Genomic DNA, 12,662 nt, shown 5'->3' with positions numbered 1-12,662 from the left:
CTTTCAGCGGTCGCGGAAGCGGTTCGTTATTGGATAACGACGATCACGTCCGAAATTCTTCTTGGTAATTTTTACACCTGGTGCAGATTGCCGGCGCTTGTATTCGGCCAAATTGAGCAGATGCTCAATACGTTGCACTGTTTCAAGCGCATGGCCCCGCGCGACGATCTCGGCGTTGCTCATCTCGTTTTCAACGAGGCATTCCAGAATATCGTCAAGCACGGGATAAGACGGCAGGCTGTCCTGATCTGTCTGGTTTTCGCGCAATTCAGCCGATGGTGCCTTCGCAATGATATTTTGCGGGATCACTTCGTCAGCGGGACCCAAACTGCCTACCGGAACATGATTGTTACGCCATTCGGACAGTGCATAGACCTGCATCTTATAGACATCTTTGATGGGGTTGAAGCCGCCATTCATATCACCATAAAGCGTTGCATAGCCCACCGACATTTCCGACTTGTTGCCCGTAGTCACAACCATCGAGCCAAACTTGTTGGAAATAGCCATCAGAATGGTGCCGCGGGCACGGCTTTGCAGGTTTTCTTCGGTCACACCGGTTTCTGTGCCTTCAAACAAAGGCTTGAGCGCGGATAGGAAACCCTCAACGGGCTCGGCAATCGGCACGATATCGTAACGCACACCGAGCGCCCTGGCACAGTCGGCAGCGTCTTTCAGCGACTCTTCCGACGTATATCGATAAGGCAACATCACACAACGCACGCGATCCTTACCGAGCGCATCGACGCCGAGCGCTGCGCAAATTGCAGAATCAATACCGCCTGAAAGACCAAGCACGACGTCCTTGAAGCCATTCTTGTTCACATAATCACGCAGACCCAGCATGCAGGCCGCATAATCAGCTTCAAGTCCTTCCGGCAATGTTGCTTTCTCGCTGTCTTCACAGCGCCAGCTGTCGCCTTCACGCTTCCAAACTGTCAGTGCGATTTTCTCCGCAAATTGCGGCATCTGCAGACTAAGGCTCTTGTCGGCGTTGAACGCAAATGAACCGCCATCGAAAACCAACTCATCCTGTCCGCCCATCTGGTTAGCATAGAGCATAGGCAATTCGGTTTCGATAACCTGTTTCAGAACGATCTGATAACGACGATCGATTTTGTCGCGATGATAGGGTGAACCGTTGGGAACCAGCAGGAACTCCGCACCGCTTTCAGCCAGAGTTTCCGCTACACCTAAATCACCCCAGATGTCTTCGCAGATCGGAATACCAATGCGAACCCCACGGAAATTAACTGGGCCGGGCATCGGGCCAGGCTGGAAAACGCGTTTTTCGTCAAACTCACCATAGTTCGGCAGATCAACTTTGAAGCGTTCGGCTATGATTTCACCGCCGTCGAGCACTGCAATCGAATTGTGTAAGCCGCTATCACGCTGCAAGGGGGTGCCGATGATAACGCCGGGACCGCCATCTGCAGTATCTTTAGCAAGCTCACGCACAGCCTTTTCGCAAGCAGCAACGAATGCTGATTTCAGAACCAGATCTTCAGGCGGATAGCCCGCGATGAACAGTTCTGTGAACATTACGAGGTCGGCGTTCATTTGGGCTGCTTCTGCGCGTGCAGCCCGTGCCTTGGCAAGATTTCCGGCAATGTCGCCCATAACAGGGTTGAGCTGTGCAACGGCAATACGAAGCATATCGAGATTCTCGCTAGCGCTGATCATGCCCAAGCTTTAGCGCGCTTGTGCAATTAATTGCAACGGATTGAGTTGAAGAACTGTTGTTCTTTATCAAACCATATAGGTTGTGAAGAGAATGTAGCCCCATGTGGTGGCTACAAAAACAATTGCGATCAATACCGCGAGCGATCCGCAATCTTTGGCAATCTGAATCTCTTTATGAAAATCGCGAGAAACTGCATCGCACGTTGCTTCAATACCAGTGTTCAACACTTCAACCAGAATGAGAAACAAGATCGACCCGGCCATCATCAGGAATGCAAGGCAGCTTGGGGCCAGGAAAAATGCAACGGGTAGTGATATCAGAAAAAGAACCAGTTCTTGTTGAACGGCCTTTTCATGTCGCGCCAAGTGCTTGAGAGCACGCATTGAATTGAGAAACGCCAGAATAATTCGCTTCATCGATGCCCCCAAAAGTGAGTTTTCGTCAAAATCAATAAGCGAGTTCAGCCGAAATACAACAGGGCGAAGGATGAATCCTCCGCCCTGTGTTCAGTTGAAGTGATTATACCCAATCAGGCGTTAACGGCCTGCTTTTCCGAACCCGAGTCACGTTCCTTCTTGAGCAGCTCCGCCAGAAGGAAGGCCAACTCAAGCGCCTGATCTGCATTCAGACGTGGATCGCAATGCGTGTGGTAACGGTCGTGCAAGTCTTCCGCAGAAATTGCGCGAGCACCGCCCGTGCATTCGGTGACATTTTTGCCGGTCATTTCGACATGGATACCACCTGGATGCGAGCCTTCGGCGCGATGAATTGCGAAGAAGGATTCGACTTCCTTGAGGATACGGTCGAAAGGACGTGTCTTGTAACCGCCAGCGGTGATCGTGTTGCCGTGCATCGGGTCGCAAGACCAGACGACCTTACGACCTTCACGTTCAACTGCGCGAATAAGCTGCGGCAGATGATCGCCAACTTTGTCGTAACCGAAACGAGCGATAAGCGTCAGGCGCCCTGCTTCGTTTTCAGGGTTGAGAAGGTCGATCAGACGGATGAGATCATCCGGCTGTAGCGATGGACCGCACTTCAGACCGAGAGGGTTCTTGATGCCACGGCAATATTCGATATGCGCATGATCAGCCTGACGCGTACGGTCGCCAATCCAGATCATGTGGCCGGAAGTCCCGTACCAGTCGCCCGATGTGGAATCAACGCGTGTCAAAGCTTCTTCATAGCCAAGCAGCAGAGCTTCATGACTGGTGTAGAAATCGGTCTCACGCAGCGAATGATTGCTATCGGAAGTGATACCGATAGCGCGCATGAAGTTCATCGTTTCCGAAATACGCTGAGCGAGAGCAGCATAACGTTCAGCCTGCGGGCTCTTGCCAACAAAGCCGAGCATCCACTGATGCACGTTCTCAAGATTGGCGTAACCACCCTGCGCGAATGCACGCAGCAGGTTCAGCGTCGCAGCAGACTGGCGGTAAGCCATGTCCTGACGCTGCGGATCAGGGATACGCGAAGCCTCATCGAAATCGATGCCGTTGATGATGTCGCCACGGTATGATGGCAGCTCGACACCATTGAGCGTTTCCATGTCGGAAGAACGCGGCTTGGCAAACTGACCAGCAATACGGCCAACCTTAACAACAGGCTTGGAGGCACCAAACGTCAGAACAACGGCCATCTGCAAAAAGACGCGGAAAAAGTCGCGAATATTATCCGCGCCATGTTCTGCGAAGCTTTCCGCACAATCGCCGCCCTGAAGCAGGAATGCCTTGCCTTCAGCTACGTCTGCAAGCTGTGATTTGAGCTTTCGCGCCTCGCCTGCAAAAACGAGCGGTGGATAGGTACGAAGGCGAGCCTCAACATCGGTCAGAGCCTGTGCGTCTGGATAAAACGGCACTTGCTTGATCGGTTTGTTTCTCCAGGAATTCGGGGTCCAGTTCTTCGTCATTTCACACCTGTTTAATTATCCGCGCGATTTCTCTCGGATTTCTTCCTCCTTAACACGAAAGCCGGCATCCGCTTCTGCCAGACAAATGAATGTCTGCGCACGGAAACCGGCACACGTGACCGCGTTGATATAATGCAGACGCTCGCTTTATACCAGCAAGAATCGTTAACAGGATCAGCTTGCGACGAAAGATTTAGCTGTCTATCTTTTCGCCGTTCAAAATGCGGTAGGTAGGCTTGTACATTGTGACCAGTTCTTCGGCCGCAGTTGGATGAACTGCCATGGTCCGATCGAAGTCATCCTTGGTTGCACCTGCCTTAAGCGAAATGCCGAGAAGCTGTGCCATTTCACCTGCATCCGGCCCCATTATATGTGCACCGATAACCCTGCGGCTCTTGGCGTCTACAATGAGCTTCATGAGCATTTTCTCGTTTCGGCCCGAAAGCGTATTCTTCATCGGGCGGAACAAGGCGCGATAGACTTCCAATTCAGGATATTTCTTTGCAGCCTCATCTTCCGGTAACCCAACAGTTCCAATTTCTGGCTGCGAGAAGACTGCTGTTGCAATCAGTTCATGATCAGGTTTTGTCGGATTATCCTTGAAGGCTGTTTCAAGGAAACACATGGCTTCATGAATGGCTACAGGCGTCAGTTGAACGCGATTGATGACATCGCCAACTGCCCAGATGTTGGAAACACTGGTGCGTGAATAGTCATCAACTTCGATTGCACCGAGAGCATCGGTCTTAACACCGGCTTTCTCCAACCCAAGGCCCTGCGTATTCGGCTTACGACCAATGGCCAGCATGGCCTGCCCGACATTAAGCGTTTCGCCGTTACTCAGTGAGACTTTGAGGCTGCCGTCTGGCTGCTTTTCGACATTCTCGAAAATCGCACCGCAAATAATGCGAATACCCTTTGCTTCCATTGTTTCATGAAGCAAGTTGCGGATATCGGGATCAAAGCGGGAGAGAATTTCCTTACCCCGATAAACAATCGTGGTTTCAACGCCGAGGCCATGGAAAATATTGGCAAATTCAACTGCGATATAACCACCACCAGCAATCACGATTGATTTCGGCAGCTCTTCAAGGTGAAAAGCTTCGTTGGAGCTGATGCAATATTCATTGCCTGGCAAGGCTTCGTGCGCGCTTGGGTGGCCACCTGTCGCGATCAGAATCTGATCAGCAGTGACGCGGCGTCCGTCTGCCTTCAGCTCGATTGTATGCTCATCGATCAGTTCGGCGCGGCTCGCAAAAATCTCAACCTTCGAATTTTCGAGCCCCTTACGATAGAGGCCTTCAAGACGGGTGATTTCCTTGTCCTTCGCATCAATAAGCTTTTTCCAATCAAAAGTGCTTTTGCCGACGTCCCAGCCATAGCCAGCAGCATCTTCAAAATGTTCTGGAAACTGGGAGGCATAGACAAAGAGTTTCTTTGGTACGCAGCCGCGAATGACGCAGGTGCCACCCATACGATATTCTTCGGCCAGTCCGACCTTTTTGCCCATGGCGCCAGCAAGACGCCCTGCCCGGACACCACCGGAACCACCACCGATAACAAAAAGATCATAATCGTAGCTGGCCATGGTGTTCTCCATTCAGAATCTGGAGCGCGTTTCAATCTGATTGAATCAGTTCGGCGCTCTAATGCTTTGTTTAAACGCGCATCTTTCCCGAAAACCGCTTCACACTTTTCGGGATGCACTCAAGTATTGAAACCTATGTAAGCAAAAGAAAAAGCCCGGCCAAGTGGCCGGGCTTTTAAAATCTGCGTTACAATAGCAAATTACTGCTGAGCTGGCTGTTCGGGAGCTGGGGCGGCGGTTGCGCCAGCCTGTGCTGCGAGAACTTCTGCAACTGACGTTGCGAGATCGCGCGCAATACCGTTCTGCCAGATGTTGGCAGCCTTAACGACTTCGCGCGTTACGATTGGGCCTTCTGCAAGAAGCTTCTTACCAGCGTCAGACGTATAGAAAGCAGCAATTGCCTTGAGCTCGTCTTCGCTGAATGCGTTTGCGTAAGCGCGCGCAGATTCGGTTTCGAGGTCTGCACGGCGAGCGGCGAGCGCCAGAGCTTTGTCATCAACCGTCTTGGTGATGAGTGCTTCAAGGTTAGGATCTTTCTGAATGAGCTCACCTTTGAGGGCGCGCGCAGCACTCGGCAGGATCTCGTCGAACTGCTCAGTGGCATTGATCGAGGAGATTGCTGCACGTGCAGCGTCCAGATGCGATGCAGAAATCTCCTGAGCAGAGGCCGCATGAACGCCTGTCATCAGGACGAGTGCGGAAAACGGTGCAATCAGACGGCGGAAGCCAGTTGCCGGGATCATATGGTCAGTACTCCGTTCAAACAATTCTTGTCGGCGTTTTAAGGCCGGTTCATGGTTCGGATGCCGTCAGCGCCTGCGATAACCGCGGCATTTGCCAGTCCGATGAAAAGTCCATGCTCAACAACACCCGGTATGGCGAAGAGAGCGTCAGATAGAATCTTTGGATCGGGAATGCGGCCAAAAGATGCATCCACGATATAATGTCCACCATCCGTTACAAACGGCGAGCCATCTTTTAACCGCAGGACTAGCGGACCTGCAAGGCCGCATTGCGCAGCAGCCATTTCAATAGCGCGCAAAGTTGCGCCAAGGCCGAATCGATTGACTTCAATCGGCAAAGGAAAACGGCCAAGTGTTTCAACAACTTTCGATCCGTCCGCAATGACAATCACTGAGTCGGAAGCAGCGGCAACAATCTTTTCGCGCAGCAAAGCGCCACCGCCACCCTTTATAAGGGTCAGGTTCACATCCAACTCGTCTGCACCATCGATAGTGAGATCAAGGTGTGGAGTTTCTTCGAGGGTGGTCAGAGGAACGCCGAGTTCAGTGCAAAGAGCAGCCGTGCGTTCAGAAGTCGGAACACCGATAACCTTGAAACCGCCACTTACTTTTTCAGCGAGCAACCGTACGAATTCTTCGGCTGTAGAACCGGTACCAATTCCCAGACGCATTCCGTCCCTGACGTGCGTCAATGCCTCTGCAGCGGCGGCGATTTTCAGCTTGCGTGCGTCATTCATGCCTGAATTCCTGATTTCCCAGCGGATTCTCATCCGGCTCCGAGAACGCCTCTAGCATGTGCGTGGAGCGCAACAAAGCTCTCAATACAAATTATCGCGATTTTTGCGTTAGGCCCTCGTTTCTGCGTTAAGTTTAGCCTATTTGAAACAACGGTTAGAAATGCGCTCGCAAGTCTCGTTGCTGAAGGAAGTCATATGTCCGCTGTAAATTCCAAGCCTATCATCGTTTTCGATCTCGACGGCACACTGGTTGAAACAGCACCGGACCTTTTGGACAGCTTAAATCATTGTCTCGCAATTTCAGGTTTGCAAACTGCTGACAAGGATTCCCTGCGCCGCTTTGTTGGACAAGGAGGTCGCGTCATGATCGAGCGCGCCTTTGCTGCACAGCAAAAGCAGGTTGACGATGCGAAACTCGATCATCTGGTCGAAGAATTCCGCGAGCATTATGCAGCACATATGCCAGGACATTCGACGTTTTATCCGGGCGTTCTCGAAGCTATGGATCGCTTCTCCGCAAACGGATATACACTCGCCGTATGTACAAATAAGTTTGAAGCCCTTTCCGTCAAACTTCTGACGTCAATGGGCGAAGCGCACCGCTTTGCTGCTATCTGCGGCGCAGACACATTTGCTTTCCGCAAACCCGATCCGCGTCATCTGACGGAGACTATCCTCAAAGCCAATGGCAACCGTGACCGCGCAGTGATGGTTGGAGACAGCCGCACCGATATCGATACAGCTAAAGCCGCAGGTATTCCTGTCGTCGCAGTTGATTTCGGTTATACTGATCTCCCAGTCCAGCATTATGAACCAAGCCGCGTTATCTCTCATTATGATGAGTTTACGCTTGAAATGGCCGAACAACTTTTGGAAGCCGTTGCAGACAGGGTGTGAAATAAGGCGAGATGATTATGAAGCGATTTCTTATATTTACCGCTGTTTTCTCAACGGCATTATCAGCAAACGCTTTTGCAAACGATCAGTCACCAACTGGTCTTCCCGGCGTAGAACCACAGAAGCCAATCGTTTCGGCTCCTCCGCCTGCGCCGGAACCTAACTCTCAGCCCGCCGGAACATGGAAGAATTTCCGCATCGGCAATACCGACGTTTCGATCTCCGGCAGTGTCACTGTTGACGTTGGAACCGGGGGCAGCCGCACTTCAGGGCGTTAGAGCGCTGCTCGATTTGATTGAATCAAATCGACGCTCTAATTGTCCAGTTTCACGCGTATCTTATCAGAAAACCGTTTCATACTTTTCAAGATACGCTCTAACCCTACTCATAATGATCCAAGCCAGACCAAACCGCAGGCAGCTGGTTTGGCAGATCTTCCGCGATAAGCCCATGACCAAAGCGTCGAGCGGCATCAGCGTGAACCCAAACGGCTGCACTTGCCGCCTCAAAAGCGGGCATTCCCTGCGAAAGCAATCCACAAACGATACCAGCAAGCACATCGCCCGATCCGGCAGTTGCCAGAAATGGTGTACCGTTCGCGTTGATAACGGCTCGCCCATCAGGAGCCGCTATCACCGTATCTGGACCTTTATAGATCAACACTGCATTCGCGCGCTTCGCTGCTTTACGTGCCTTGCCGGTCTTGGACAGATTGTTCTCAGCCGAAATATCAGGAAAAAGACGCCGAAATTCGCCTTCATGTGGTGTGAGAACGAGAGCTGTATGTGAACTGCGTTTCGCGTAAAAAAGCTGCTCAGGCTTGCTTTCAAATGCCGTGATGCCATCGGCATCCAGCACCAGTCCATTCAAATTTTCGGCGCGGCCATTAACGGCTGTCAGGAGCATCGAGGCGTGGTCGCGCGCGAATGACGGGCTGCTGTAGCCCGGCCCCAGCACACAGGCAGCAACCTTTCGGTCAATCGTGAACGCTTCAATATCTTTGATGCCGCGTGTTTCCCGCACCATGATGCTTGTTAAATGCGCTGCATTGACTGACAGCGCATCAGGCGGAGACAACAACGTTACCGCCCCTGCTCCGCTTCGTGCCGCTGCCATTGATGACAGGCGCGCAGCGCCAGTCGAATGCGCAGGCCCGGAAAATACTGCCGCATGACCACGGCTGTATTTATGTGCGTTCGTTGAAAGCGTAGGTAAGCTATCTCGCCAAAGCTGGGGCGCATTTTCAAAAGTGTTGGGTTTTATCTTGTTGAGCACATCGTCAGAAATACCGATGTCCGCGACATGCAGCACGCCGCAATGAGTTCGGCCAGGCTGCAACAGGTGTCCAGGTTTTTTCCGGAAAAACGTCACGGTCGCCCGCGCCTGAATTCCCGTTCCAAGAACCTGTCCACTTTCACCAGACACGCCGCTGGGTAAATCTATTGCGAGTACAGGAATATTTGATGCATTGACCGCTTCTATTACGCGAGCCTCAGCCCCTCCCACAGGACGCGCCAAGCCCGCCCCATAAACGGCATCAATAACACCGATGAAGTCGGCTGGTATCAAAGCGCTTATCCGGCGCACTTCGCCTTTATAAAAGAGAAGCGCGCGCATCGCATCGCTTCCCGGACGTGGCTGCGCTGTTCCGAAACAAATAACATCGCGTCCGGCTTCGAGCAGAAACTGCGCGGCAACATAGCCATCACCGCCATTGTTTCCCGGCCCACAGAGGATCGCGATCGGCCCTTCGCCGATAAACATGCGTTGCGCGACATCGGCAACGGCATGACCTGCGGCTAGCATTAGAGAAAAGCCATCCCGCTGTCCGGTGTCTATTGTCAGACTATCTGCACGTGCCATTTCTTCCGGTGTCAACAGTTCGAACATGACACACACTTCCCTTCTGATTGTCCGGGTGATTAATTACGCGGCAGTCGCCTCAATGCAAGATTGACTAACTTCTTTGCATTTTGTCTAATTTTTAATCACGTCTAACGAGATCGAAACCCTATTGAAAATCTTTCACACATACCGCCTTGTTTCCATGACAATAATAATGCCACTCTACCGCAAAGAAAGTTGCACTTCTGAAACTATTGAAAATGCGCTAGCCTCGGCTTTAGTGCCATTTTCACGGGGATTGACGGGATAACTTCGGGAAAATTTGCTTGAAAAAGTATGGAATGTAAAATTTTTGGTCAACACAGATCGAGTTGGCACAGTTCATGCTTCTATATCTGTGAAACGGGCACGATGCCCATTTCCGAACAAGAGCGGAGACCATTCTCTGATGAAAAAGATCGAAGCCATCATTAAGCCTTTCAAGCTCGATGAAGTGAAGGAAGCCCTTCAGGAAGTTGGTTTGCAGGGAATTACTGTAATTGAAGCCAAGGGCTTCGGCCGGCAGAAAGGCCACACCGAGCTTTACCGCGGTGCGGAATATGTCGTCGATTTTCTTCCCAAGGTGAAAGTCGAAGTTATCGTCGCCGACGAAACCGTCGATGGCGCCATTGAAGCTATTCGCAAGGCAGCCCAGACGGGTCGTATTGGCGACGGTAAGATTTTCGTCTCCAATATCGAAGAAGTTATCCGTATCCGTACCGGTGAATCCGGCGTGGATGCTATCTGATAAAACCAGCCTACCGACCATCGTCGTGCAAACAGGATACTAAAATGACGACTGCCAATGACATTCTGAAACAGATCAAAGACAACGACGTCAAGTTTGTTGATCTCCGCTTCACAGACCCAAAGGGCAAGCTGCATCATGTCACGATGGATATCGGCCTCGTAGACGAAGAAATGTTCGTTGATGGCGTCATGTTCGACGGCTCTTCGATTGCTGGCTGGAAGGCCATTAATGAATCCGACATGGTTCTCATGCCAGATCCGGAAACGGCTCATATTGACCCGTTCTTCGCTCAGTCCACGCTGGTTATTCTCTGCGACATTCTTGATCCTATTTCGGGTGAAGCTTATGGCCGCGACCCACGCACGACTGCAAAGAAGGCTGAAGCCTACATGAAGTCGCTCGGCATCGGCGACACCGTTTACGTCGGTCCAGAAGCTGAATTCTTTGTCTTTGACGACGTGAAGTACAAGGTTGATCCATTCAACACAGGCTTCAAGCTCGACTCGACCGAACTGCCATCGAATGACGACACCGATTACGAAACCGGCAACCTCGGTCATCGTCCACGCGTCAAGGGTGGTTATTTCCCTGTTCCGCCAATCGACAGCGCACAGGACATGCGTTCGGAAATGCTCACCGTTTTGACGGAAATGGGCGTGACCGTTGAAAAGCATCACCACGAAGTGGCTTCGGCCCAGCACGAACTCGGCGTCAAGTTCGATACGCTTGTTCGCAACGCCGACAAGATGCAGATCTACAAGTATGTTGTGCATCAGGTTGCCAACGCTTACGGCAAGACTGCAACCTTCATGCCGAAGCCAGTTTTCGGCGACAACGGTTCAGGTATGCACGTTCACTTCTCTATCTGGAAAGAAGGCAAGCCAACCTTTGCTGGCAACGAATATGCCGGTCTGTCGGAAAACTGCCTGTTCTTTATCGGTGGCGTTATCAAGCACGCCAAGGCTGTGAACGCATTCACCAACCCATCGACCAACTCCTACAAGCGTCTGGTCCCAGGTTATGAAGCTCCGGTTCTGCTGGCCTATTCGGCGCGTAACCGTTCGGCTTCCTGCCGTATTCCATTCGGCTCGTCTCCGAAGTCGAAGCGCCTTGAAGTTCGCTTCCCGGATCCAGCAGCGAACCCATACCTCTGCTTCGCAGCTCTGCTGATGGCTGGTCTTGACGGTATCAAGAACAAGATCCACCCAGGTCAGGCTATGGACAAGGACCTTTACGATCTGCCTGCAAAGGAACTCAAGAAGATCCCAACCGTCTGCGGTTCGCTTCGTGAAGCTCTGCAGTCGCTCGATAAGGATCGCGAGTTCCTCAAAGCTGGTGGCGTTTTCGAAGACGACCAGATCGATAGCTTCATCGAAATCAAGATGGCTGAAGTGCTGCGTTACGAAACAACGCCGCATCCAGTCGAGTTCGACATGTACTACTCGGTTTAACCTATTGTGCGGGTGGGCAACCACCCGCTCTGGTTACTTGTTTAAAGCGCACCTTATCCAAAATAGTTTCACACTTTTCAGGATGCGCTTGGATTACCGAGGGGAACGACGTGCTGAAGCACGCGAAAGAAAACCCGGCGTAAGCCGGGTTTTCTATTAATATCAATCTATTATGTTCATTAGTTGAATAAAAACTAGAGCGCCTGCAGCACCTGAGCGGCAACCATCATTTCGCCCTTGCGCGTCTTGCGGCGGGCCTGCGCTTCGGCATCTTCGCCCCAATGCTCAATGGTCCAGTCTTCATCAAGGTGCGCGCGTGTCCAACCGTCTTCGACGGATACCTCGCCCTTGGCAATTGCCAGCGCGATAAGTGCCGAGCCAGTTAGTGTCGTCATGGTATGGAGCGACGCAAGTGCAATTGGATTTTTGAATTCCGACAGATGAACGCCATAGGCAGTAATCGCTTCGCGTGATTGCTCGACATGCATCACACCTTCGGCCAGTGCGAAGCGTGCCCCCAGACTTTCAGCCCAGTCAATCAATGGGTCCCATTGTTCAGTCTGCCGGGCAACCAGTTCTTTCGGGGTCGCGGCACGATAACAAATCATGTCCGTACCGGCAAAGCGCAAGATATCTTCAAACACTGCCTGCGGATCCTGCGCGATACCATCGACGGCTGTGTTTACCAGACGTGTGGCTGGCATTTTGGAAGGGTCAATAACCTTTTCCTGCGAACGGAACTCTTCAGCGACGATTTCAGCAGCGGATGCGGTGGGCAAGAGCAGAACAGCACGTGCCGGAGTTTTGACCGGGCGGCCGTCCAGATGCACAGTAAAACCGCCTTCGACTTCCGCAACCTCAGCCTTTTCGTAAAAACGTTTCGGCAAAGGCGTCCGCATCAGCTCCTGCGAGCGGGCCACCGGGTCTTTCTGGGAAATCGGCATTTCGGCTTGTGGGTCGCTCAGAGTGTCGCGCATTATCATATATCCAGTTCTTACAGCTATCGTGTCGCAATCAA

At 51.9% G+C, this 12,662-nt stretch carries 12 protein-coding genes; 4 read left to right on the top strand and 8 right to left on the bottom strand.

Going from position 1 to position 12,662, the window contains the following annotated elements:
- Positions 1-3: 3 nt before the first annotated feature.
- The 6 genes from QBD00_RS20455 to rpiA all read right to left on the bottom strand — a co-directional run bounded on the left by QBD00_RS20455 (position 4) and on the right by rpiA (position 6,661).
- Positions 4-1,683 carry an NAD+ synthase gene (locus QBD00_RS20455; protein ID WP_318580401.1) on the bottom strand — a complete coding sequence of 560 codons (1,680 nt, stop codon included), beginning with the start codon at positions 1,681-1,683 and terminating at the stop codon, positions 4-6.
- Between the two features lie 66 nt (positions 1,684-1,749).
- Positions 1,750-2,100: a diacylglycerol kinase gene (locus tag QBD00_RS20450; RefSeq protein WP_318580400.1), complete on the bottom strand. Its 351-nt coding sequence runs from the start codon at positions 2,098-2,100 to the stop codon at positions 1,750-1,752.
- A gap of 113 nt (positions 2,101-2,213) precedes the next feature.
- The gene (locus tag QBD00_RS20445; protein ID WP_095446633.1) at positions 2,214-3,593 is read right to left on the bottom strand and encodes a class II 3-deoxy-7-phosphoheptulonate synthase; all 1,380 of its coding nucleotides are present in this window, start codon (positions 3,591-3,593) and stop codon (positions 2,214-2,216) included.
- A 193-nt stretch (positions 3,594-3,786) separates the two neighbouring features.
- Entirely contained in the window at positions 3,787-5,181 is a 1,395-nt protein-coding gene (gene gor, locus QBD00_RS20440; RefSeq protein ID WP_318580399.1) for a glutathione-disulfide reductase, read from the bottom strand.
- Between the two features lie 200 nt (positions 5,182-5,381).
- A complete protein-coding gene (locus QBD00_RS20435; protein ID WP_095446631.1) occupies positions 5,382-5,924 on the bottom strand; it encodes a DUF2059 domain-containing protein in 543 nt (180 codons plus the stop codon).
- Positions 5,925-5,962: 38 nt separating this feature from the next.
- Positions 5,963-6,661, bottom strand: coding sequence for a ribose-5-phosphate isomerase RpiA (rpiA, locus tag QBD00_RS20430; protein WP_095446630.1), 699 nt, complete (start codon positions 6,659-6,661; stop codon positions 5,963-5,965).
- Between the two features lie 195 nt (positions 6,662-6,856).
- On the opposite strand from rpiA, the gene QBD00_RS20425 reads away from it, so the two are divergent.
- Complete coding sequence (locus QBD00_RS20425) at positions 6,857-7,558, top strand: HAD family hydrolase (RefSeq protein ID WP_095446629.1); 702 nt, start codon at positions 6,857-6,859, stop codon at positions 7,556-7,558.
- An 11-nt stretch (positions 7,559-7,569) separates the two neighbouring features.
- Positions 7,570-7,836 (top strand): hypothetical protein, encoded by a 267-nt coding sequence (locus tag QBD00_RS20420; RefSeq protein ID WP_095446628.1) that lies wholly within the window; start codon positions 7,570-7,572, stop codon positions 7,834-7,836.
- Positions 7,837-7,939: 103 nt separating this feature from the next.
- Here QBD00_RS20420 and QBD00_RS20415 read toward each other — a convergent pair whose 3' ends face one another.
- Positions 7,940-9,448, bottom strand: coding sequence for an NAD(P)H-hydrate dehydratase (locus tag QBD00_RS20415; protein WP_318580398.1), 1,509 nt, complete (start codon positions 9,446-9,448; stop codon positions 7,940-7,942).
- A 403-nt stretch (positions 9,449-9,851) separates the two neighbouring features.
- On the opposite strand from QBD00_RS20415, the gene QBD00_RS20410 reads away from it, so the two are divergent.
- Both QBD00_RS20410 and glnA read left to right on the top strand, forming a co-directional pair.
- Positions 9,852-10,190: a P-II family nitrogen regulator gene (locus QBD00_RS20410; RefSeq protein ID WP_007874909.1), complete on the top strand. Its 339-nt coding sequence runs from the start codon at positions 9,852-9,854 to the stop codon at positions 10,188-10,190.
- A 44-nt stretch (positions 10,191-10,234) separates the two neighbouring features.
- Entirely contained in the window at positions 10,235-11,644 is a 1,410-nt protein-coding gene (gene glnA / locus QBD00_RS20405) for a type I glutamate--ammonia ligase (protein WP_095446626.1), read from the top strand.
- 194 nt (positions 11,645-11,838) lie between these two features.
- Here glnA and QBD00_RS20400 read toward each other — a convergent pair whose 3' ends face one another.
- A complete protein-coding gene (locus tag QBD00_RS20400; protein ID WP_318580397.1) occupies positions 11,839-12,621 on the bottom strand; it encodes an ATP12 family chaperone protein in 783 nt (260 codons plus the stop codon).
- Positions 12,622-12,662: the final 41 nt, after the last annotated feature.

Source organism: Ochrobactrum sp. AN78 (genome assembly GCF_029909885.1).
In the GTDB taxonomy this organism is placed as follows: Bacteria; Pseudomonadota; Alphaproteobacteria; order Rhizobiales; family Rhizobiaceae; genus Brucella; species Brucella quorumnocens.
The sequence above is the reverse complement of the archived record's forward strand: the minus strand, read 5'-3'. Positions and strand labels throughout refer to the sequence as shown.

What these genes read in the sequence shown, in the direction of transcription:
- QBD00_RS20455 (WP_318580401.1), bottom strand. Translation starts at nt 1,683, where the DNA reads ATGATCAGCGCTAGCGAGAATCTCGATATGCTTCGTATTGCCGTTGCA.
- QBD00_RS20450 (WP_318580400.1), bottom strand. Translation starts at nt 2,100, where the DNA reads ATGAAGCGAATTATTCTGGCGTTTCTCAATTCAATGCGTGCTCTCAAG.
- QBD00_RS20445 (WP_095446633.1), bottom strand. Translation starts at nt 3,593, where the DNA reads ATGACGAAGAACTGGACCCCGAATTCCTGGAGAAACAAACCGATCAAG.
- gor (WP_318580399.1), bottom strand. Translation starts at nt 5,181, where the DNA reads ATGGCCAGCTACGATTATGATCTTTTTGTTATCGGTGGTGGTTCCGGT.
- QBD00_RS20435 (WP_095446631.1), bottom strand. Translation starts at nt 5,924, where the DNA reads ATGATCCCGGCAACTGGCTTCCGCCGTCTGATTGCACCGTTTTCCGCA.
- rpiA (WP_095446630.1), bottom strand. Translation starts at nt 6,661, where the DNA reads ATGAATGACGCACGCAAGCTGAAAATCGCCGCCGCTGCAGAGGCATTG.
- QBD00_RS20425 (WP_095446629.1), top strand. Translation starts at nt 6,857, where the DNA reads ATGTCCGCTGTAAATTCCAAGCCTATCATCGTTTTCGATCTCGACGGC.
- QBD00_RS20420 (WP_095446628.1), top strand. Translation starts at nt 7,570, where the DNA reads ATGATTATGAAGCGATTTCTTATATTTACCGCTGTTTTCTCAACGGCA.
- QBD00_RS20415 (WP_318580398.1), bottom strand. Translation starts at nt 9,448, where the DNA reads ATGTTCGAACTGTTGACACCGGAAGAAATGGCACGTGCAGATAGTCTG.
- QBD00_RS20410 (WP_007874909.1), top strand. Translation starts at nt 9,852, where the DNA reads ATGAAAAAGATCGAAGCCATCATTAAGCCTTTCAAGCTCGATGAAGTG.
- glnA (WP_095446626.1), top strand. Translation starts at nt 10,235, where the DNA reads ATGACGACTGCCAATGACATTCTGAAACAGATCAAAGACAACGACGTC.
- QBD00_RS20400 (WP_318580397.1), bottom strand. Translation starts at nt 12,621, where the DNA reads ATGCGCGACACTCTGAGCGACCCACAAGCCGAAATGCCGATTTCCCAG.